The organism is Paenibacillus barcinonensis (genome assembly GCF_003217495.1).
Taxonomy (GTDB): Bacteria; Bacillota; Bacilli; order Paenibacillales; family Paenibacillaceae; genus Paenibacillus; species Paenibacillus barcinonensis.
On sequence record NZ_QJSW01000007.1, the window covers coordinates 206,040 to 227,582 of the forward strand.

Genomic DNA, 21,543 nt, shown 5'->3' on the forward strand with positions numbered 1-21,543 from the left:
TTCTTGTGCTTTGAAGTGCACTCTTTTTTTATGCTGAAAAGTGTATTTATTTAAATCAGCTATATGTAGACATTGATTAACAAAAGAACGTTCCATATTCGTCTACAGAAGCACACCTTACAATGAAGCCAAGAGAGAAAGGGTGAATCCAGTGAACATTCAAATTGAACTAACGGATCAGAAGCAGGCTTATATCATCAAAAACATGTACCCGTTATACCTGCACGACCTGTCCGGTCATTACGGATTACAAGAAGAACACAGGCCAAACGAGCATGGCATATTTGAAGTCGGCTCAGAGTACAGGACACTGCAGGATCAATACGATGTGCAAAACATATGGTGGGGAGACCCGGATCATCTCTATCCTTTTCTGATGACGGTATCGGGTATGCCCGCGGGCTTTGCCTTTGTCGCCACGCCGCCTTATTGCCGGCAGGACGTTGATTATTTCATGCATGAATTTTTCTTGTTACAGCCGTTCCGTGGGTTGGGGCTTGCAGAGCAGGCGGCGGCAACAATCTTTGAGAGGTTTCGGGGCAGTTGGGCGCTATTCACCAATGCAGCGGAGAAAAACAAAGTAGGTCAGCATTTCTGGCGCAAGACGGTATCTAATTATACTCAAGGCGTGTATGAAGAGAACGTTGCGGATACAGGCTGTGAGGATGGGCCGAAGCTTGTGTTTCAATTCTCTAATCCTGCCGTCGAGAGCTAGGAGAATGACGTTCGTAGTTCGGGATTCCTATGATAAGAACCCTCAAAATCAGGGTCACCCTGCATCTTATCGGATAGCAGGGTGAGCCTGTAGAGATGCTGAATCATGGATGTGTAGATACGATCAGAACTGATTGATTGTTCCTTTTTCAACACTCAAAAAACGTAAGGATGATTTTGATGTGTCAGATAAATACAAGTTCAGGCGTTGCGGTGTGTACGGCCCAACTTCTGCATGGAAGTTGCCAGTTTCGTCAAACTGTACAGTGATATCTTCAATATGGACGGATACAGGACCTTCCTGTACTTTAATAACAACACTCTGTCCTTTAAGGCTCAGAAATTTACCCTCCAAAATTAAACGTCCATCAAGCTCATACTGAGCAAAGAAGGATTGGTCTTTATAGGTTGCAGGTTTGATATAAACTTCCTTTTGTGGCATTTCAGGAAGAGCAGACTTGTCAGTAGGTTGCAAAGGGCGACCCTTCAAGCTATATAGTGAACCTTGCAAGTGCTTTAAAATAACAAGTGCTTCTGCCTTCGTAACGTTGCGATCGCCTTCATAACCGGCATAGGACAATTCGGTTACACCCCGGACGTAACCTTTGGCGAGTACATATTGGACAGCGTTATATCCATTAAAGTACATTCCGTCTGCGGCAGCGACAATCTCTGCTATCTCTAACCGATCTATAGGCTGGTTACGTTTCTCTTTCTTTGCTATGCCAGCTAGCGGATAGTTGCGATCTTTGGAAATCTGATAGGCTGCATCAACCAAGGTCTGTTTGCCACTCTGGTAAGATGTGATATTAACCCTATATGTTTTCAGTAGCATCATCCAGAACTCAGCTTCACTTACCGTTGCATCGGGTTTCAGTTTTCCGTTGCTTGCCGGGGTAATAATCCCCTCTTTCAGCCCCCATTCGAGTGTTTCCCGTAACGAGTGGCCGGTAGAATCCAAAGGCAATGCCTTGAGAGCGCTACTGTAGTTTTTCGTTTTCCATTTGGGATAAACCTTAACCTTGACCAGTGATGTTTGTCCTTCTAATGTGGCTTTAATCGTGTAGTCACCAGGCTTGATCGCAGTAATCATTCCCGATGCGGATATTCGAAGTCCTTTATCATTGCTGCTTATGTAGCGCATTCCCTCGGTTTTCTCATCAGCAGTGGTATCGTCGTAGTGACTGATCCATATCGTTTGCTGCTGCTCATCCTGATTTAACGTAATTTCCGTTGTGAAAGGTTCAAAATAATTAAGGGCTTGTCCCTCTCCTGTAGTAAACGACCATGTTTTTGATTTTGATTCTGCATTTTTGCTGGTGGAATAGGTAAGTGATACGGTATACGTATGATGCCCTTTTAAAACAGACTTGGGATAAACAAACAAGGTGTTGCCTTGTAGCTCCTCATAGTAGGGAACTGCATTCCCCAGATTATCTTTAATCTCCACCTGAGGATTGGTTATTGTATCTTCTGCAGTAGCCGATATGATATAACCGGAAAATTTCACTTTAAACCGATCCAAAGGGTTAGGAATTTCTTGTCCATAGAACCCTACGGGTACATTCGTCTGTTGATTATAGGGATATACCGCCAATATATCATTTTTTGATGAAATGATCGTAGGTCCGGCCATATCCACCACAGCTGTACCATCAACGAGACCGATACCTATTTCACTAAAGTAGGGGTCTAAAATAATGTCCCGATGATAGGCCGTATCCAGCCATCCTTGCATTGCTTCAGAGCTGCTTTTCTGATTGAAATGCATGACCTCTCCAGTGGATAAACCATACTTTGAAGAAGCTGTATAACCTGCGGCAATCAGACGATCTTTTGCTTTTGTTCCTGTGAATCCTGGCCCGCCTTCAATTTCGGAGTGTGCTTTCAATCCGGTAAGCTGGCTTTTATTATCGTTGTAATGCGAAGCGTGATTCTCAGCAGCTCGTGTGATTGCTACATTCAATTTCACTGGGGGTACGCCAACTTTTGCACGAACCGAGTTGAGAAAATCAAGCGCATCCAGTTGATCCTGAGTATACCCGGAGCCTGTGCTGTTATCTGCACTGGCTTGTGATGTACCGTTGAAACTGGAATTGGATGTCACCAAGGTAAGAAGAGACAGGAAAGCGAACAGATAAGCAATTCTGGTCATGAAGTGAATTCCCGGCTTTGAAGAGGGTTCTTGCTTAAGCAATGGATATAACCTCCTTTTGTGTAATATGATAAAATTCGACATTTACCTTTGTTAATCCTTCCATCAAAGTTGTATGCCATGTGTGATGTGTTTACATTCATGATCTGAATGTGTTTTTTGGACAGCACAAAGAGGCTTCTCTCCGTTATGAGTCCGCAGAGAAAGCCTCTTCCTGGTGATTCACACTAGAAATTCATACGTGCAAATGTAGCATCGCCCTTCACTGTAGTGCTGCTGGAGGCATTCACTGTATCCAACTGTAACACGTAATCATAATGCCGGATGTAATATCCGGGCTGGCTGAAGGATTGCAGGGAGACTTTGCTGCTGTCGGCCCAGCCAGGGCTGATGAGGAACGTGGCATCTCCTTTATAATCCGTGGTGTTGGAGAATGCTTCGAGTACAACTTTGTTACTGGTGTTCCGTTTCAGGAAATAACCCGGATAGTTGATGGACTCTAATGAAATGCCGCTGGAGCTGGCAAGGCCTGGTACAACGCGGAACTGTGAATCTAGAACAGGGGAGACATTGGCATCAATGCGAGCGACATAATTGGCGTGACGGATCATGCGATCCGGTACGTTGTGTGAAACAAACTGACTGTAGCCAGTGGCTTCAGGGTTAGACGGCCCCAGCATTTTGACTTCATGCAGCGTTGGGGTGTACCAGTTGCCGGGATTGTTCCACAAGACAGCATTGACCATATTGATCCGTACATAGCGGGCAGTAAAATGCACAGCATCCGTGGTGAAACCATAGGTCAGATTGTTGGTGCGATCCAAGGTGGAGTAATTAACACCATCGTTGCTAATCTCAATTTTGTATTTGTAGTACCCTTCAGAACCCTTATACATAAACCACGAAATGTCGATCTCCGTAATCGTCTTAGGTGCTCCAAAATCCACCTGCCACCAGGCAGGCCAGCTATTGGAGGAGGCCACCCATGAAGTCTGGTAGTTGCCATCATTGACGTTGGATGCAGATGAGCCGGAGGCTGTGGAGCTGGCCGAAGCCGCTTTGCCCTGAGCATGGTTGATAAGTGCGGGTGTGGTGATCTGTCCCGTTGCCGCGTCAATATTCCATGTTGTATACCATTCCAGCGAGGCTGTGCCGCTCGACTCATTCAGCGTGAGCGGCAGCCAGATGTGCTTATGCTCGCCAAGATTCATCGGATTCCAGCGATCAGCCATATAAATATAGGAGGTTGTGCTGCTGCCCTGAATCGTGGCAATATCATGAATCTGGGAGCCGAAGGCCGACGGATTGCCGTAAGGTGTGAGTGCGGTCCATGGCCCAGTCATGGATGTTGCCGTAGCGTAAGCACCCTGATTCGGATACCAGCCGGCAGCCTGGGAGGTGAAGAGGTAGTAGCGGTTTCCTTTTTTCACAACGGCGGGGGCTTCACGGTAGACATTCTCGAATAGCCATCCTTCAAACGACTGTATCCCCGTATAGCTTGCATTCATTTTAAAAATAGCCATCGTATCATTTGCACCGCCATTTTTGCGGGAAGCTGTAACCAGGTAACCTGTGCCGTCTGTATCCACAAAAACAGTCATGTCCCGTGACTCATAATCGAGCGGGCGGAAGCTGCCCTCATATGTGAATTTGCCGTTAGGTGTATTGCTTGTTGCGACCGCTACGCGGCCAAGATTATAATCTGTGCCATTCTCATAATGTGCCCAGAGCACATATTGTTTGGTTGAGGCGTTATAGATCACTTTGGGTCGTTCAATCTTGCTGGAGGCCAGCTCGGTGGCGGAGTCTTTGGTCAGAATAGCGTTGCTGAAGGTCCAGTTTTTCAAATCGGTAGAGGTGTAGACATTAACGCTGTCGAATTTTCCGCCTACTGCATGTTCGCCATACAGATAATACGTGGAGCCGACCTGCAGGATGTTACCGCTGTTTGCGTGAATGGGATTGCCTGCCGTATCAAGCCAATCGGTGCCATTGGTGATGGTCACACTTGCCGCACTGGCTCGTTCAGAATGCAGGCCGTACAAGGTGAATGCGAGCGCGAATACCAGAAGCCAGATCGTCTTTCGTTTCCCCATTACGTACACCTCCACAGAAATTAGGAATAAATAATAGCGCTTTCATTTACATTGTAATTGATTTACAATCTTTGGCAAGTGAACATTTCGATGAGAGATGAACAAAGCAAAAAGGTCACAGGGCAAGAGCGGCAAGAGCGAGGGGGAGCCAACGAACCTGCTGGAGCTGACAACCTCTCTTTGAATCTTGAAAAAAAGCCTTCAACTCCGCTCAAGGGATGTACGGATATGATCTACATATGCTGAATGGATTGTCTGTGCCGAATAGGAGAGCAACATTGTGTATGTCGTCTCATGATATAACTGTCCTGTGCCCGTGACGGGTGCTACTTCATTCAGTAGGGGGATAACATTATGAACGAGACATGCAGAAGACTGGAAGGACAATTTGCTTTGGTAACAGGAGCGAGCAGAGGCATTGGAAGCAGTATTGCAATCCGTCTGGCACAGGAGGGCGCGTATGTGCTTGTGCACTTCGGTACACGGCAAGACGATGCGGAGCAGGTTGTACGGCATATTGCAGATCATGGTGGACAGGCCCAAGCCATTGGAGCAGATTTACGCACGCTGGGTGGCATTCATACATTATTTGCAAAGGTCGATGAGGTTGTTCAGAAGCATGGACGAGATGCCAAGCTGGACATTCTGGTAAATAACGCGGGGATCGGGCAAATTCTTGGTCTGGAGCAGACGACAGAGGCTTCCTTCGACGAAGTGATGAACATCAATGTAAAAGCGCCTTTGTTTGTAACACAGCAGGCAGTCCCGCGCCTGCGGGATGGAGGGCGAATCATTAATATTTCTTCTTTTGTTACACGAGTAGCTTCCCCTGGGGTGTTTGCCTATAGCATGACGAAGGGCGCAGTGGATACCTTCACCAAGCTGCTGGCGAAAGAGCTGGGAAGCCGCCAGATTACAGTCAATGCAATCCAGCCAGGCATCATTAATACCGAGATGAATGCAGGAACACTCACGAATCCGCAAGGGCAGGCGTATGCAGCAGGCCTGTCTGTCCTGAACCGCTGGGGAGAGCCGGAGGATGTGGCAGATGTAGCGGCATTTCTTGCGTCAGCAGACAGCCGCTGGATTACTGGGCAATGTCTCGATGCCAGCGGTGGATCACATCTGTAACCTGTGAAATGTACACACGGATTGGTGGAGCAGTGTGTGAAAATAAAAGATATATCCTGCATCCGAAGGGTATGCAGGATATAGAGCAATCCCCTCGACTCCATAGTGACGGAGGAGGGGATTGTTCCAGCATTGTCAGCACAATGAATGTGCTTGATTATGAGTGTGCTGGTAGCGAGCAGCTATTTTGATTTGTTCAAGAGGCTGTCTACAATAAATTGAAGTTGTGCCTCAAGAGAAATGGGGTCATTAAAAAATGAACCATCTGCATCAATGAAATAAACGTGTTTGTTTTTAACAGCGGGTAATGCCTTCCATACGTTGCTTTTGTATACGACATCCGGATTACCGTCATCCCAGCCCCAGTTGCTTGTGAAGACATAATCGCCTGCATACTCATGCAGTTGCTCCAACGATAGGCTTGCACCCGTGCCTTTTCCGTCAATCAGTTCCTTTTCGATCAGAGGAGGGGCTTTCAGACCGAATTCTCCGTACAGAATCTCCCCGCCTCGTGCAGCTTTGTTCCCCCACGCATATATTCCTTTGGAATAAGGTTGAAGGATGGATACCGTGTGATCCCCTACGACCGCCTGAATCTGTGGTTTAACCTCGGCAATTTTGGCATTCCACTTATCAATCCATGCCTGAGCTTCTTGCTCCTTGCCTGTTAGCTTGCCGAATTCCAGCAATAGCTCCTGGGGATTGGCTGCACCATATTTCAGACTCACCACAGGGGCAATCTGAGACAAGGCTTCATATTGATTTTCCACCAGATAGTCGTACGTGATGATCAGATCCGGTTCCAGATTCAGTATTGCTTCAGCGTTGCTCCCTTCGCCCAGATCAACGATGCCTTCCAGCATGCCTTTATGGTATGGGTTGCGCATCGCATCATATGTCGCTGCTACCGGCTTGACTCCAAGCACCAGCAAATTACCGATGGCACTACCTGTCAGATCGACAATTCGTTGCGGGTGAGCGGGAATCGTGATGGTTCCTCTACTATCAGTATAAGTCTGGGTTGCCGCAGTAGACGTTTCGGATGCTGTAGCTGGTTTTTGTTGAGATACACCCGATTCGACTGTTTTACCTGTGCCTGTGTTGTTCGTGGCTGTTGCTCCGCCGCCACATGCCGAGAGAATCAAGGTGAAACACAAGAGCAATGCCGCTGTGGCAATGGATGATGATCGTTTTGTTTTAACCATGGTTAAACCTCCGCTTGAATGTAAATGAGAATCGTAATCAATGAAACTATAGCATTCGCTTCCAGTAGCAACAAGGGCAGATCGGGTACGTGCCTTGGGCATATCCGGTATGAAGCTTCCTTTGGGTGAATTAGCCGCCCGGTACTGAGTTGGCGTTACACCATATATTTTTTTGAAACTGCGGCTTAACGTATGGGCATCTGGATATCCAACCAGTTCAGCGATTTCCTGAAGAGGGGTATCTGCGTGCTTGAGCATACGGGCAGCCTGCTGTGCGCGAATCGTCACTAACAGTCGAATTGGACTTTGTTGTACACGCGATTTGAACTGTTTGGTCAGATAACTGACACTGCAATCGAATAGGTCCGCCAGAGATTGCAGTGTGATGGGTTCCATGTAATGCTGCTCCATATAATGTATCACTTGAGCGGACAGGTCAGGAGGGACGGGGGCAATGCCTTGTTGCTTCATTTGTGAGAGAAGGGCGTGAACGAACTGATAGAACAGTGTTCTTGCCTGAAGCTGATGGAGCTTATCCGGGTTTGCCCAATGCTCGTACATATCCTCCAGCTTGCGAAGCAGTGAAATAGGATATTCGGGGAGGAATACACACTGATGCTGGAAGGGACTATCGGTCAGCGGTCGCTTCATCAGGGGATGGGAAGCGGGCAGCATCAGGCTGGCCTTGTACAGGATTAAATAATATTCAAACCGTTCCTCTGCGATAATATTCAGAAAGGCTCCCCGGCCACCTTGAAGGACATGGAATCGTCTCAGGTTATACACCTTGTGATCTAGCTGCAATGAAGCATGTCCATCCAGCACATATACGAATGCATGCGAAGGGAGCTGATAACGTTGTGTGTTCTCTCCGGGCTCCAGCACGGCAAGCCGAATATCCATGACCTGGATCGAAGAATAATTCCACCAATGGATATGATCGTCTAGTGTAAGGGTCATCTGTACCATCCTCCTACCGTGCAGGGCATTTCTTATATTATATTGATAATGATTCTCAACGTAAAGAGAGAATAAGGGATAACGGACCTTTTCAGGTCAGCTACCCCTTGTTTTGTAACTGGATGATAAGATACATCCTTTGCTTGGTATGATCGGTCGATCGTTGTATTGGACTTGCGAATGAATCTGTTTATTTTCGGCCTTTGCGAACCTTGAGCTGCATGCGTTTGATCGTCGTATGTTGCATAACTTCCAGCACGAGCGGACCTTTGCCATTTAGAATCTCAACATCGGTTACATTATCGAGAATTGTAATAATCCCGATATCATCTGCGCTGACGCCTTCAATCTTGGCAATCGTGCCTACAAAATCAACAGCCCGAAGCTTCTTCTTCTTGCCACCGTTGAAGTTCAGCTTCATAATCTGCTGGTTCAGCTGCTCACGCTTGTCCTTCTTGCGTTCAGGTACGATGCGGAGCCGCTGCTCAAAGGCTTCCCTGTGGCGATCCACCTCTTCTTCAGAAGCAGCCTCGACAACAGGAATCTGAAATCCGATGTACGCTTCAATCTCGGCGAGACGTCTGCCATCCTTCGGTGTGACTAGCGTGAAGGCTCTGCCGGTTTGCCCTGCACGTCCCGTACGGCCTGTGCGGTGCACATAGCTTTCTTTTTCCAGCGGGATGTCGAAGTTGATCACGTGAGTGATGTTGGTAATATCAATCCCCCGCGCGGCTACATCGGTTGCCACCAGATAGCGGAATTGTCCGCGCCGAAAGGCATTCATGACTTCAATCCGTTCATCCTGCTCCATGCCACCATGAATGCGGTCAGCCGGATAGTCCAGGTCAGCCATGACGCGAAACAGCTTATCAACATTTTCCTGTGTACGGCAGAATACGATGCAGCTATCGGGGTTTTCCATAATAAACAAGTCCTGCAGCAGAGCGGTTTTATTTACTTCCGATGTGCGAATTACAGCATGCTCGATCGTGGCTGTGGTGAGTCCACTGGCTTTGATCTCGATCTCTACAGGGGTGTCCATGTACTGCCGGGACAGCTTGGCCACATCTTCCGGGAACGTTGCGGAGAACAGCATCGTTGTGCGTTCCTGCGGCAACGCCTGAATAATAGCCTGTACCGTCTCGATAAAGCCCATGTTCAGCATTTCGTCTGCTTCATCAATAACCAGATAGGCGATACGGTCCAGCGGCAGCGTGCCTCGTTCAATATGATCCAGAACCCGGCCCGGTGTACCTACGGCAACATGGGTTCGTTGTTTCAACTCGGCTTTTTGAATGTGAAAAGGGGATTGTCCATACAGAGCGGTTGCTTTAATACGTTTAAAGCGTCCAATGTTCGTGATATCTTCATTGACTTGCAAGGCCAGCTCTCGTGTAGGCGTCAGAATCAAGGCCTGAGGTTTATTTTCATTCCAGTCCACCAATTCACAGAGCGGGATGCCGTATGCGGCTGTTTTGCCGCTGCCTGTCTGGGATTTAACGACCAGATCCTGCTTCTCCAGTGCGACAGGAATAACTTGTGTTTGAACCTCGGTAGGCTGCTCATAGCCCAGATTGTCCAGTGCTCTCACAATTTCATCACTCAAGCCATAATCTTTAAACTGCGTTTTAATCATCATTTACCTCTTTTGCGTTTAGTTTGGGATGCGGACAGTGTACTCACGTGACGTGGGCCTATGCCACATACCCATGATCTTATTACAAGCATTGCACCGTACATGTACCGTATACTCGTCTTATTATACCCTATGTGCAAGTGATGCAGGGTGGTAAATAAAGAGGCTTAACATCATAGGGCCATATCCTACCTCTTTATCTGTGTATCGCTGCCCCTCTATATCGGTTCGATTTAACGTCTACCAATGGGCTGAGCCAGTATGCTGTAGAGACCTCCAGAGGATTCAGAAGCACATGAGTGAATAATGCTTAACGTTCCACGTGAAACGATTTGTAGCATTCAGGTGCAAGTATAGCTGCTTTATAGTAGGAGGTGTGCAGCAATATGCATTTCATATCAAAAAGGGGCGATGACACCATAATGACATGGAGGCACCGCCCGGAGTATTTCAGTAGTGATTATTTTAAAATAGTTACATACTTGCCATATACATATGCTACCCGTCCGCCCAGCTTTACTTTAACCCAGCCGTATCCAGCGTCTGTGCTGATCACTTCAAGCATTGTACCCTGCGGTACGGAAGTAATGACTGTGGCTTTGGAGGATGCGTCAGCGCGTACGTTCAGATAAGCTGCTGTAACCCGTGCTTGTTTGGCTAAAGTCGTTGGAGCAGGCTGATTTTGCCCCGTGGACGTTGATGGTTTGCTAGGTTTGCCTCCATCCGGCTTCGATGCTCCTGGTGTTGGCACTGGCTTCGGCTCCGCTGGAGTCACCGGTTTCTCCGGTGAAGGAGCTGCTGCTTCGTTTTTGCCGCCATCGCTGCCTTCACCGGGCTTGCCAGCTTCGGCCTTGCGAGCTTTGTTTAGCTGCTGATAGAATGCACCTTTCGTTTTCACACCTTTGAACAGCGCTGCATCGACTCCAGCTTTGGAAGACAGGGCTTGGATCTCATCGGCAGTTACAGCGTCCAGAATATTAATGGAGGCGATGTTCGTATATTTGCCGTCTTCCGTTGTCGGCACGGACATCACACCATCGTTAATCAGCTCAACAACATCTGCACGTTCTGGTGCAGTCAGGTCTACGCCGGTAATTTTCCAATTGTGCTGAATCTTCGGCTCGTAGACGCCCTTCATAACCTCCTTTAGATAGGCAATCGACAGGTTACGAATCGTACCTTGAATTTCGCCGAACGCTGAAGCATCCTTGGAGGACCATAGCTGCTTGAACTTACGTCCTTCGAGTGCTCCTCCTTTGGCAATCAGGGCTTCCATACGGTACGCATTCATACCGAGCTTCAGGTTGTCCGCTGCCTGAACAGCTTTGCCATTGCTGTATTTCAAGTTCGTAATTCGGCTGCCATAAGGCTTGGTCAGATCAATCTCATAGGTTACGCCACCGAAGAAATCATCGGTACTGTATTTGGAAGCACGGCGCTTCGCATCAAAGCTGATGGTGACATCCCCAGGGCGTGAAGCATTAAAGTACCCCGCCGACCACTCCATATAATCCTTCAGATCACGCCCGGTTACTTCATATACCGTCACTTCACCAAACGTGTACTGATAGTTGAACGCAATATCCTTTTTCTTGATCGGGCCAACATCGAGCTTGGCCTTGTCGTTATCAATCTGATGTGCGACCACATCGGCGTTACTGTAATGCAGCATGACCTCGGTGAAAAAGTCGGAAAGGGGTGTCTCCTGAATCTGTACCGCTGGAATCCCCTTAACCTCGTCTGCGGGAACCAGGTTCATTCCCTTCAACTGAGCTACCACAATGTTGGCATCCGCACGAGCGAACTCGTGGAATGGATGTAATGTTTTTTCCAAGGAAGGATCGGATACTTCATATGTGCCATCGGCTTTTTTGACGGCGAGTGCCTTGGCTTCCTTGCTCTTGAGCACAACCTTGCCGTCCTTTTTGGCAAACGTTAGATCAATACGTGACATATGCGTACCATATTTGTTCGGCTCGGAGATCAGCACCCCGTTCACCGTCTGTGATTCAATTAGCTGATGCATGTGTCCGGCAAAAATAGCAGCCAGCTCCGGGTTGGCATTTGCGATATCCGTCACCCCGGTTCCCGGTTTACCGTTCTCGTTATCGAGCCCCATATGCATAAGACCAACCATCACGTCTACTTTGCCTTTCAGCTCGGCAATCGCTTTGCGAGTCTCTTCGACCGGGTCTTTGACAATGACACCATGCAGATGATCGGTTCCTTTCTCAAACTCGGTAATCATCGGCGTGTTCATGCCAATGACACCTACTTTGATGCCGTCCCGCTCAATAATCGTATATGCAGGCATGTAGCGGTCGCCGTTTTCTTTAAAAATGTTACCGACAAGCGCCTGGCCCTTGAACTGGGAAGAGATTTTCTCCAGCACGTCCAGACCAAAGTTAAACTCATGATTGCCCATCACCCAGGCATCATAATTCATTTCATTCATTGCAACCATCATTGGAGACTTGGGCTGATCATTGAACAGCTCCGCAGAGTTATCCTGAATCATATCACCGGCATCCAGCAGAATCGTGTTCGGATTCTCGGAGCGGACTTTTTTCACCATCGTATAGAGCTGAGTCATGCTGCCGGAAGGGTTTGGCCCATCCAATGCATAGTCCCAAGGCATGAATCGACCGTGAATGTCAGATGTACCAAGCAAGGTGACGGTGGTTTCCTGATCGCTCTCAGCCGCTTGAGCGCTTTCCGAAGCGAGCGGTGTGAACAGCAGGGATGTGCCTAAAAGAACAGATAAAGACCAGCTTGCGAAACGTTTCAAGGCATGTGTACTCATGTGTAATCTCCCTTGTGTTTGAGTGTGTGTAGTTGTATGTATCCTTCCATACTAGATAAACATTAGAGGAATGTAAACGCTCATGTAACGTTTATGTTTGGAGCGAAAAAAATGGTGCGCAGCACAACTATGGAAAAATAAGTATACTTTTCAAAGTAAATGGTATGATTTATATGTGTATAAAACCAAAATTATCCATTATGATGTCTTTGTAAGCGCTTTAAAAATAAACAAAGCCAAGGAGGAATATTATGTTGAAGTCCAGATGGTTTAAGACGGTAGGTACGCTCGCACTGGTGGGTGTACTGGCTGCGTCAGTTGCGGTGGGCAGTGTCAGTGCCGGACTGGCTAAGGGCAGCAAGTTCCTGGGGAATATTATCGCTGGTCAGGTTCCATCCAATTTCAGTCCATACTGGAATCAGGTGACGCCAGAGAACTCCACCAAGTGGGGGGCTGTAGAAGGCACACGTAACGTGATGAACTGGGGCCAGGCGGATATGGCTTATAACTATGCCAAACAGAACGGTTTCCCTTTCAAATTCCATACGCTTGTATGGGGTAGTCAGGCGCCTAACTGGATTAATAATCTTTCTGCCGCCGATCAGAGGGCAGAAGTCCTCCAATGGATCAGAGCAGCCGGACAGCGCTACTCTCAATCAGAGTTTGTCGATGTGGTCAATGAGCCATTACATGCGAAGCCTTCCTTCCGCAATGCAATTGGTGGAGACGGGCAGACAGGCTGGGATTGGGTAATCTGGTCATTCGAGCAAGCAAGACAAGCCTTCCCGAATTCCAAATTGCTGATCAATGAATATGGCATTATCGGTGATCCTCCGAAAGCAGATCAATATATCCAGATCATCAACCTTCTCAAAAATAGAGGCCTGGTCGATGGCATCGGTATTCAAGCGCACTATTTCAATATGGACAACGTATCTGTCAGCACGATGAATACGGTACTGAACAAACTGGCTGCAACAGGTCTGCCAATCTATGTGTCTGAGCTGGATATCACTGGCGATGACAACACTCAATTGCAGCGTTATCAGCAGAAGTTCCCTATTCTGTGGAAGCACCCGTCTGTTAAAGGCATCACTCTGTGGGGCTACAACCAGAACCAAACATGGGTTAACGGCTCCCACCTGGTGAACAGCAACGGCACAGAGCGTCCTGCGATGCAATGGCTGAAAACCTACATGGCGAATAATCCTTAAACAGGAGTGTAACGTCAGCCATGACTTCAAGAAACTCTACCGCTTGATCTCGATCTGAGTCGAGATACCCTGCCTTATCCCCAAACGAAGCCTGTCCCACTGCACTATGGGACAGGCTTCGTTATTGTTTCGCATGTGAATCAACAAGAACAAAATGACATAGATTCATAAAAGATTCGAAAACCCCGCCAATGGTTCAGGCGGGGCAGGGAGAGAGGGGAGGCCGCAGCGGTATTACATTCCTATGTATCAGCAGCTGCTTTCTGCTTCTGCTGCTTTGCTACGGTGTCGTCTGAGGAATCATATCCTCAGGCTGCGGTTTATTTTCAAAGATCAGAATCGTTTTGCTGCGGGCTATATATCCAACCGTGGTATGAAGCTGCTCTGAAATAAATCGAACCGGAACATAGGTATGGCCATCCTTCATCAGCAGCGGTGCATCATTCATGACAAGCTCATCGCCGACGGTAACCTGCTTACTGCCTACACTCCAGCGGATGATCTCATCTTCATGGGTGATTGTAGCCTCACGTGTGCTGTTGTTCCAATTCACACGCGCATTCAGCTGCTCCGATACAAAGCGGAGAGGCACGTAGGTTCGTCCCTCGCTAATAAAAGGCGCCGTGTCTAGTGAATAAGCACGATCACCCACATATGCCGTGGTGGAGCCTTCGATCAGGCGCTGAAAATGCCCCTGCGGTGTCCGCTTCTGCTCCCGTACATTCATCTGATTAAGCAAACTCATCGTATAGCTTCCGCTGCTCACATCCAGATAATTATGCTGAACGGTGAGTCCGGCGGATTCGGGCCATACGGTCGCTTGCTGCGCCAAGGAGGACATTGATGTGGAAGCAGAGATATTGTCTATGCTCTGTGGTTCTGCACTCTCTTGCGTGAATGATAAGTCTGAGATTGGCGTCAGGTCCCAGATCCGGTTGTTGGACAGCTTCAGTACACTCAGGCTCGTGAATGAACGCAGAGGTTCCAGATCGTAAATCTGATTGGATTCTGCATTCAGCTCCGTTAGGCCCGTCAATGCTGCAATATCGTTCAAGTGCTGGATCTGATTGCCCGAAATATCCAATGTCCGCAGATGAAGCATATGGCTTAGCGGTTTAAGGCTGGATATATGATTATTGGACACATTCAGCTCTCGCAACGAATCGGGCATATCTGTGAAAACATCAAGTGAAGAGATGTGGTTGTTGGCTAGATTTAACTGTTTCAGCCTGGTTTGAGCCGCTAGTGGCGTAAGGTCTGTAATGACATTGTTGGAGATTTCCAGCCATTGCAGCGAACGCAGCCCTGTCAAAGCATCGAGACTTGCAATCTTGTTGCCGCTGGCATGCAGTGTATGTAATCTTGGGAATGAACGCACAACGTCAATTGAGCTGATCGAGTTGTTGCTGATATACAACCGCCCGAGCTGCTGTAAGGCCTCCAGCGGCTGGATGGATGTAATGTAATTGTTACGGATGTCGATCTCCCTTAGCTGGGTCAGGTGCTCCAGTGGTGCAAGGCTTGTAATTTCATTGCCATACAGGCGCAGATGAGTCAAGTTCACAGCGTGTTCCAGCCCGGACAGGCTCCGAATGCCTGAGTTACTCAGATCGACTACACGTAGCTGTCTCAGATCAGCAGAAGTCAGCGGCTCTCCTACAGGAATATTTAATATCAGCTTCAGTCCGTCCTCCAGTGCCGGGTCTTTGACGAGATGCTGCTCCGTATCAGAGACGGTATAGGCCAGCGCTTGTCCTGCAGAGCTGATGCTTAGAATACAGATGAGCAATAACAGCGTGAATCTTCTCATTACATGCCTTCCCTCCAGATCATGTATATAGTAGTGGAGACCATGTCCTATTTTTAAATGCGTAATATTCGAAAGATATCTAAAACTGCCTTAGCAGCTCATTGAAAACAGACAGGTTATTCTGCATCGGAGTGTTCAGTGTAAATCTTCATGGATCGTTCAACTTATCTAGTTATTAACCTACCTTGAGGAAAAAGGAACAATTCATTTACCAACGTGTATCTCTGTATACCTTTATTCGATATGAGCAGGCTCTAGCCCTGCACTTTTTCAGCATAAATTTGTAGAAATCCAACCCATTGTTCATCAGCGGCCTATTCAACCTCCCAGGGAAGCGGGTATACATGTACAGATACCATATGCAGAGGGAGATGTGCCGGAAGAATCGTAGATCAGATGCAATACATAGCATTTCTCCATATAAATGTGGGGAAAATCTATTGAAACCGATTGCATATATGTGTCACAATCATAGACGGAAGACTGATATGGAGAATGGACATGCATACTTGTATTCGTGTCACATGCAAACCAACTATTTATGAATATGGAGGGGAAACATCTTGAGAACCATGAAGCTGGGCAGCAGCCCGCTCGATGTGCCTGTAGTTGCTGTAGGTTGTATGCGAATCAATTCATTGGATAGCAAGGACGCGGAGCATTTCGTACGTTCTGCGATGGAGGCAGGTGCGAATTTCTTTGATCACGCCGATATTTACGGCACGGGAACATGTGAGGAGATTTTTGCCGATGCTGTGCAGATGAGTCCCCAAGTTCGTGAAAATTTGATTCTTCAATCCAAATGCGGCATTCGCAAAGGCATGTTTGATTTCTCCAAAGAGCATATCCTGAATTCCGTTGATGGTATTCTACAGCGTCTTAGAACGGAATATCTGGATGTGCTATTATTGCACCGCCCGGATGCACTCGTTGAGCCAGAGGAAGTAGCTGAAGCCTTTGACCAGTTGGAGCGGGAAGGGAAAGTGCGTCACTTCGGCGTATCCAACCAGAACCCGAACCAGATTGCACTGTTGAAAAAATACGTGAAGCAGCCGCTGGTAGCCAATCAGCTGCAGTTGAGCATTACCAATACAACGATGATCGACAGTGGCATCAACGTAAATATGGAGAATGATGCAGCAGTGAATCGCGATGGCAGCATTCTTGATTACTGCCGTCTGCACGACATCACGATCCAGCCGTGGTCGCCATTCCAGTATGGTTTCTTTGAGGGGGTATTCCTCGGCAATGAGAAATTCCCGGAGCTGAATGCCAAGATTGATGAGATTGCTGCGAAGTACGATGTCAGCAACACAACGATTGCGATTGCCTGGCTGCTTCGTCATCCGGCAAAGATGCAGCCGGTGACAGGCACCATGAACATTGGACGACTGCAGGATTGTGTGAAAGCAAGTGAAATTCATCTTACTCGTCCAGAATGGTATGAAATCTATCGTGCAGCAGGAAATGTGCTGCCTTAGGCTACGACAGACACGAGCCCTGGTGGCTCGTGTTTTTTATGCCGCTTTAGGACTTGGAAGATTCCCCCTTTTTGATATAAAATATATATACATACTTTTTCGTTTTAAAAGGATTAAATTGTAATTAATACAAATTAGTTGAAATTATTTTGTTGAAAAGCACACACATATTACATATAATTACTGTTGCATACCGACAATCTCGTTTTTGGTGTTTTTATTTTGGAGGGTGGTGTTCCATTGGAGCCGACAACCACGATACGCGATCATTTAGAACGTTATCTGAAGCGTGAACAGATGTCGATCAGTCTTTTTTCAGAGCTGTCCGGGATTAATTCCGGCACACTTAGCAATATTTTGAATAAAAACCGACCGATCTCCATGCAGCAGCTGGATCGTATGACGATGGCTATGAAGCTTGAGGCAGGCCATTTCTATGAGCTGTACATTGATGAATGCTTTGTGCATGCTACACCCGATTGGCGAAGACTAGGGCCTTTCCTGCATCGTTGTGCCGAGCTGGATAAGCTGGAGTGTATTGAAGAGGTTGTGCGACTGATGATGGATAATTTGTCATACATCCCGTTGTTATTCGAATTGGCAGAGGAATTCTATCATGATGGAAAATGGAAGCCAGCAACTCTTTTATATGAAACGATTGCCGAAAGTGAGAAGATGCAGCATTCCGAGCGGCTTGCGCTTTGTCAGTACCGCCTGTTCAAGCTGGGGCTGACCAATGACCAGCAGCGGAATGTCATTATTGCCGCCCAGTTTGAGTATTACGTGGATCGGCTGGATGAACGCTATCAGTTGGATGCATTGAATGAATTAATTAATGCTTTTGGAGCCTTGCATAGATGGAATAAAGTTCAAGAGCTGTCCGATAAATTAAAGGTGAAGGCAACGGTTCATTATGAGCTGAACGGCAGAAGGAGGCAGGAGGAGACCAAAAGGCCGATTGTTTTTTATATACTTTATTCCTCTCTTGCCTCAGGAAGTGCTTATTATCACCAGAAGGATTATTGTACAGCACTGGAGTATGTTGATTCATACGCCGATACCAGTTGGATTAAAATTCCGAATGAAGAAGAGCAACTCGTGATCAATCAGTTTCAGGAATGGGCTGAGGCTAACCGATATATTTATAAGTTAATGGCTGGAAGATTCGAAGTTCTGCCGGATTATCTGGCATACATTTCAACCAAAGAGAATGAAATTTTTCCAGCACTCTGTGATATTGTGAAAGCGGCTTTACAATACAATCAGGATATTGATCATGTCTTGCGGGACTACGAATCCTACTTCATATATCAAGAGCAGCACAACCGAATCGGTAAAGTCAGCAGCCAGGTAACGGATGATCGATATTTACGACTTTTATCAGACTTGGGTGCATACTATTTAAGGAAAGACAATTATTATACAGGAATACAATTTGTTCTAAATAGTTTGAAATTTGCTATTGAAATTAGCAGTGGACGAGGTATGCTTAGAGGAGTCGGACTGTTTGAGCAATACAGGGAATTCGCATCTGAGACGGCGAAACAGGAATACAAATTGATTATTAGTGAGGTGCAGAAACTCAATGAAGAGAAAGTTGGCTTTGCTGATAGCTACATGTAGCATCGTTGTATTCATCTCAATTCCACCTGCGCAACCTGTCCCAGACACGAAGAACCCCAATCCTGAGGTTATGAGACCTACTGACCATGGGTTCGGCACTTGAAATCTTAACATATGATAATCACGGTTTAGGGACATAAGTCTAAGCCACCAGAGTGTATCTGACATCGTTCAGATGCGCTCTTTTTTGTGTGCAATAAATGTTACAAGCTGCTAAGTAACCATGCGAGCGTATCTGTCGTACCCCCACTAATCTATTGATTGGCATAATAATCTAAAATATGACAAAAGGAGGGGGACTATGGAGCGTATGGAATTAAAATCACAGATTGAAGAAGCGAGACAACTGCTGCATCAGGTACATTTGCAATACGGGAGTTTGCTTCATCCTGAAGTGATTAGACAATCCGTAGTGCTTGATGCCCTGCTGAATCAATATAACCGAATGTGTGTGGAGAAATGGATGAATTAATATGGGCCTATTTACAATATCGTTTTTGTATACTATAGTTAGTTACATGAGTAACTAACCAACTAACTAAGAGGCATAGTAAAACTAATACGGGTGATACCTTTGATGACAGATCGAGGGCGGGCCCATCATTAAAATGAATGAAAGTTGGAAACAGATGAAATCGACTTTGGATGAATCCCTGCCTATTTTCCATCAAATTGCCATGATGATCATGGATGATATTGTGGAAGGCAGATTGAAGGTGGAAGAGCAGGTACCCTCGACGAATGAGTTATCTCGCTTTTACAATATTAATCCGGCTACGGCGCGAAAGGGGCTGCAGGAGTTGGTGGATAAAGGCATCATATATAAGCAGCGAGGTGTAGGCATGTTTGTTGCCAAGGGAGCCAGAGAAGCGCTCCTGGTTGAACGGAAACAGCATTTTTACGAAGAATATATTAAACCGTTACTTGAGGAAGCAAGACGCATACGGATAGATGAGGATATGATCATTGATCTGATTCGCGGCAAGAAGGATAAGGAGCGTGAACTATGATTGATATGGAGCAGGTATGTTACAGCTATCAAAAGAATAATCCGCCTATTCTGAACAACGTCACCCTGCATGAGCATGAACCCGTGATTGGGGCGATCTGGGGAAGAAACGGGGCCGGTAAAACAACATTGATGAGTCTGCTCGCCGGACACAATCGCCCTGATCGTGGAACCATCCAGGTGATGGGTCAGAATCCATACAATAATTTGTCCGCACAAAGTCATCTCTGTTATATCCAGGAGAACCACCCACTCGGAAAAAACTGGACGATACATGATCTGCTCACCATGGGATCGCATTTTCATGCAGCATGGGATCAACAGCTTGCCCTGCGGTTAATTGAGGCATTCGAGCTGCCTTCCAAACAGAAGATCAGCAAGTTTTCAAAGGGAATGAAGACTGCCGCCCAGATCATGCTCGGACTGTGCAGTCATGCGAGTGTGACGATTATGGATGAGCCAACCAACGGGCTGGATGCCGAGAAACGGAAATGGTTCTATGAGGCGTTGCTGGAAACTTATGAAGAGAATCCAAGGCTCATCCTGATATCGACTCATCATATCGAAGAGGTGCAGCCATTATGCGAGAGTCTGATCGTGGTAAATCAAGGAAGCATATCAATTCATCAGCCTATGGAGCAAGTACGCGAACGAGGTGTTCTTCTAACAGGGTTGATTCGGGATGTTGAGGAGGCGACTCAAGGTGCTGCGGTTATTGAATCTGCCCGATTAGGTACGACGAGCAAAGTGATGATTGATGACTTGTATTCGAAGGATTGGAAGGCGAAGGCTCAGCAGTACGGACTTTCTATTGAAAAAGCATCACTTCAGCAATATCTGGTTAATGTGACCCGGCAACAGGAGGGGATGAAGGTATGAATGCAATCAAGGGAACCAGCCGAATGATCTGGGATGATATGCGCTTGTATCTGACCATCTTTAGTTCTATTGCGCTTGGGCTGACAGCCATCTATGTAGCTATTGGTTTGCTGTTTGAAATAAGCTATTCCTCACAGTTGTTCGGGCCGATGTACGGAGGAATCTGTACCTTTGCAATCGCAGGTCTGCTCACGCTTTATCCGGTTGCCATTGGCATGGGAAGTACAAGGATTCAATTTATGAAATCCTTTTATATGATGGGGGCGTGTATGGTTGCATGCACGATGGTCATTCAGCATGTCATTTATTGGACTGTTCATCTTCTGAATACGACAGGCTGGCTGCAAGTCACATTACTTCAGCCGGGAATGCTGTACTCATCACGTTATCTGTTGCTTCCATATTTATGGATAGACCTGATGGTTGGATTTCTGGTACTTGGCCTATCCGTTTTCCTGACGGTGTGCTGGATCAGGCTGGGGCTGCGTAACTTCCTGTTTCTGTTGTTTGGCTTCGGCCTGGTGATGTCGCTTGTGGTTGCCTTTGGGGATATGAGACAGTTCACACTCTGGGTTGCCTATCAGAATCGAATGCTCGTATTTACGGTGTTGGGTTTGATCGGAGCAGCCTTGCTTCTGTCCACCTATCCCATGATGAAGCATGCTCCGTTGCTACGCAAAGGCAGCAAGGATTAAATTAGGCATGAACCTGGGTGCTAAGGCGCGGCTGCATAATGTGATGATAAACATCATTTGTCTGATGTAGGCAAAAAATAGACATACGTCATTCGTGTGCTTATCGCCACCAGACACATATAACAAGAAAAA

General features: G+C 46.9%; 15 protein-coding genes. 9 read left to right on the forward strand and 6 right to left on the reverse strand.

What is annotated here, in order from left to right; translation table 11 throughout:
• Window positions 1–151 precede the first annotated feature (151 nt).
• Complete coding sequence (locus DFQ00_RS13615) at window positions 152–715, forward strand: hypothetical protein (RefSeq protein WP_110897093.1); 564 nt, start codon at window positions 152–154, stop codon at window positions 713–715.
• Window positions 716–838: 123 nt separating this feature from the next.
• On the opposite strand, the gene DFQ00_RS13620 is transcribed toward DFQ00_RS13615, so the two are convergent.
• Together DFQ00_RS13620 and DFQ00_RS13625 are read right to left on the reverse strand one after the other, a co-directional pair.
• Window positions 839–2,953 carry a CAP domain-containing protein gene (locus DFQ00_RS13620; RefSeq protein ID WP_110897025.1) on the reverse strand — a complete coding sequence of 705 codons (2,115 nt, stop codon included), beginning with the start codon at window positions 2,951–2,953 and terminating at the stop codon, window positions 839–841.
• A gap of 143 nt (window positions 2,954–3,096) precedes the next feature.
• Window positions 3,097–4,965, reverse strand: a complete 1,869-nt coding sequence (locus tag DFQ00_RS13625; protein ID WP_110897026.1) for an AbfB domain-containing protein — start codon at window positions 4,963–4,965, stop codon at window positions 3,097–3,099.
• A 354-nt stretch (window positions 4,966–5,319) separates the two neighbouring features.
• On the opposite strand from DFQ00_RS13625, the gene DFQ00_RS13630 reads away from it, so the two are divergent.
• Window positions 5,320–6,096, forward strand: a complete 777-nt coding sequence (locus DFQ00_RS13630) for an SDR family NAD(P)-dependent oxidoreductase (protein ID WP_110897027.1) — start codon at window positions 5,320–5,322, stop codon at window positions 6,094–6,096.
• 182 nt (window positions 6,097–6,278) lie between these two features.
• Here DFQ00_RS13630 and DFQ00_RS13635 read toward each other — a convergent pair whose 3' ends face one another.
• The 3 genes from DFQ00_RS13635 to DFQ00_RS13645 all read right to left on the reverse strand — a co-directional run bounded on the left by DFQ00_RS13635 (window position 6,279) and on the right by DFQ00_RS13645 (window position 12,700).
• Window positions 6,279–8,261 carry an AraC family transcriptional regulator gene (locus DFQ00_RS13635; protein ID WP_167433709.1) on the reverse strand — a complete coding sequence of 661 codons (1,983 nt, stop codon included), beginning with the start codon at window positions 8,259–8,261 and terminating at the stop codon, window positions 6,279–6,281.
• A gap of 190 nt (window positions 8,262–8,451) precedes the next feature.
• Window positions 8,452–9,897 carry a DEAD/DEAH box helicase gene (locus DFQ00_RS13640; protein ID WP_110897029.1) on the reverse strand — a complete coding sequence of 482 codons (1,446 nt, stop codon included), beginning with the start codon at window positions 9,895–9,897 and terminating at the stop codon, window positions 8,452–8,454.
• Window positions 9,898–10,357: 460 nt separating this feature from the next.
• Window positions 10,358–12,700 carry a 5'-nucleotidase C-terminal domain-containing protein gene (locus tag DFQ00_RS13645; protein WP_110897030.1) on the reverse strand — a complete coding sequence of 781 codons (2,343 nt, stop codon included), beginning with the start codon at window positions 12,698–12,700 and terminating at the stop codon, window positions 10,358–10,360.
• A 251-nt stretch (window positions 12,701–12,951) separates the two neighbouring features.
• On the opposite strand from DFQ00_RS13645, the gene DFQ00_RS13650 reads away from it, so the two are divergent.
• Complete coding sequence (locus tag DFQ00_RS13650) at window positions 12,952–13,914, forward strand: endo-1,4-beta-xylanase (RefSeq protein WP_110897031.1); 963 nt, start codon at window positions 12,952–12,954, stop codon at window positions 13,912–13,914.
• A gap of 280 nt (window positions 13,915–14,194) precedes the next feature.
• On the opposite strand, the gene DFQ00_RS13655 is transcribed toward DFQ00_RS13650, so the two are convergent.
• Window positions 14,195–15,724 carry a leucine-rich repeat domain-containing protein gene (locus DFQ00_RS13655; protein WP_110897032.1) on the reverse strand — a complete coding sequence of 510 codons (1,530 nt, stop codon included), beginning with the start codon at window positions 15,722–15,724 and terminating at the stop codon, window positions 14,195–14,197.
• 563 nt (window positions 15,725–16,287) lie between these two features.
• Here DFQ00_RS13655 and DFQ00_RS13660 point away from each other — a divergent pair.
• The 6 genes from DFQ00_RS13660 (at window position 16,288) to DFQ00_RS13685 (ending at window position 21,411) form a co-directional block, all read left to right on the forward strand.
• A complete protein-coding gene (locus DFQ00_RS13660) occupies window positions 16,288–17,205 on the forward strand; it encodes an aldo/keto reductase (RefSeq protein WP_110897033.1) in 918 nt (305 codons plus the stop codon).
• A gap of 240 nt (window positions 17,206–17,445) precedes the next feature.
• Complete coding sequence (locus tag DFQ00_RS13665; protein WP_110897034.1) at window positions 17,446–18,828, forward strand: transcriptional regulator; 1,383 nt, start codon at window positions 17,446–17,448, stop codon at window positions 18,826–18,828.
• A gap of 301 nt (window positions 18,829–19,129) precedes the next feature.
• Entirely contained in the window at window positions 19,130–19,300 is a 171-nt protein-coding gene (locus DFQ00_RS13670; RefSeq protein ID WP_110897035.1) for an aspartyl-phosphate phosphatase Spo0E family protein, read from the forward strand.
• A gap of 157 nt (window positions 19,301–19,457) precedes the next feature.
• Window positions 19,458–19,838 (forward strand): GntR family transcriptional regulator, encoded by a 381-nt coding sequence (locus DFQ00_RS13675; RefSeq protein ID WP_110897094.1) that lies wholly within the window; start codon window positions 19,458–19,460, stop codon window positions 19,836–19,838.
• On the forward strand, window positions 19,835–20,716 hold the full coding sequence (locus DFQ00_RS13680; protein ID WP_110897036.1) for an ATP-binding cassette domain-containing protein: 882 nt from the start codon (window positions 19,835–19,837) through the stop codon (window positions 20,714–20,716). The genes DFQ00_RS13675 and DFQ00_RS13680 overlap by 4 nt, the downstream gene beginning before the upstream one ends.
• Window positions 20,713–21,411: a hypothetical protein gene (locus DFQ00_RS13685; protein ID WP_110897037.1), complete on the forward strand. Its 699-nt coding sequence runs from the start codon at window positions 20,713–20,715 to the stop codon at window positions 21,409–21,411. The genes DFQ00_RS13680 and DFQ00_RS13685 overlap by 4 nt, the downstream gene beginning before the upstream one ends.
• The last annotated feature ends 132 nt before the right edge of the window (window positions 21,412–21,543 follow it).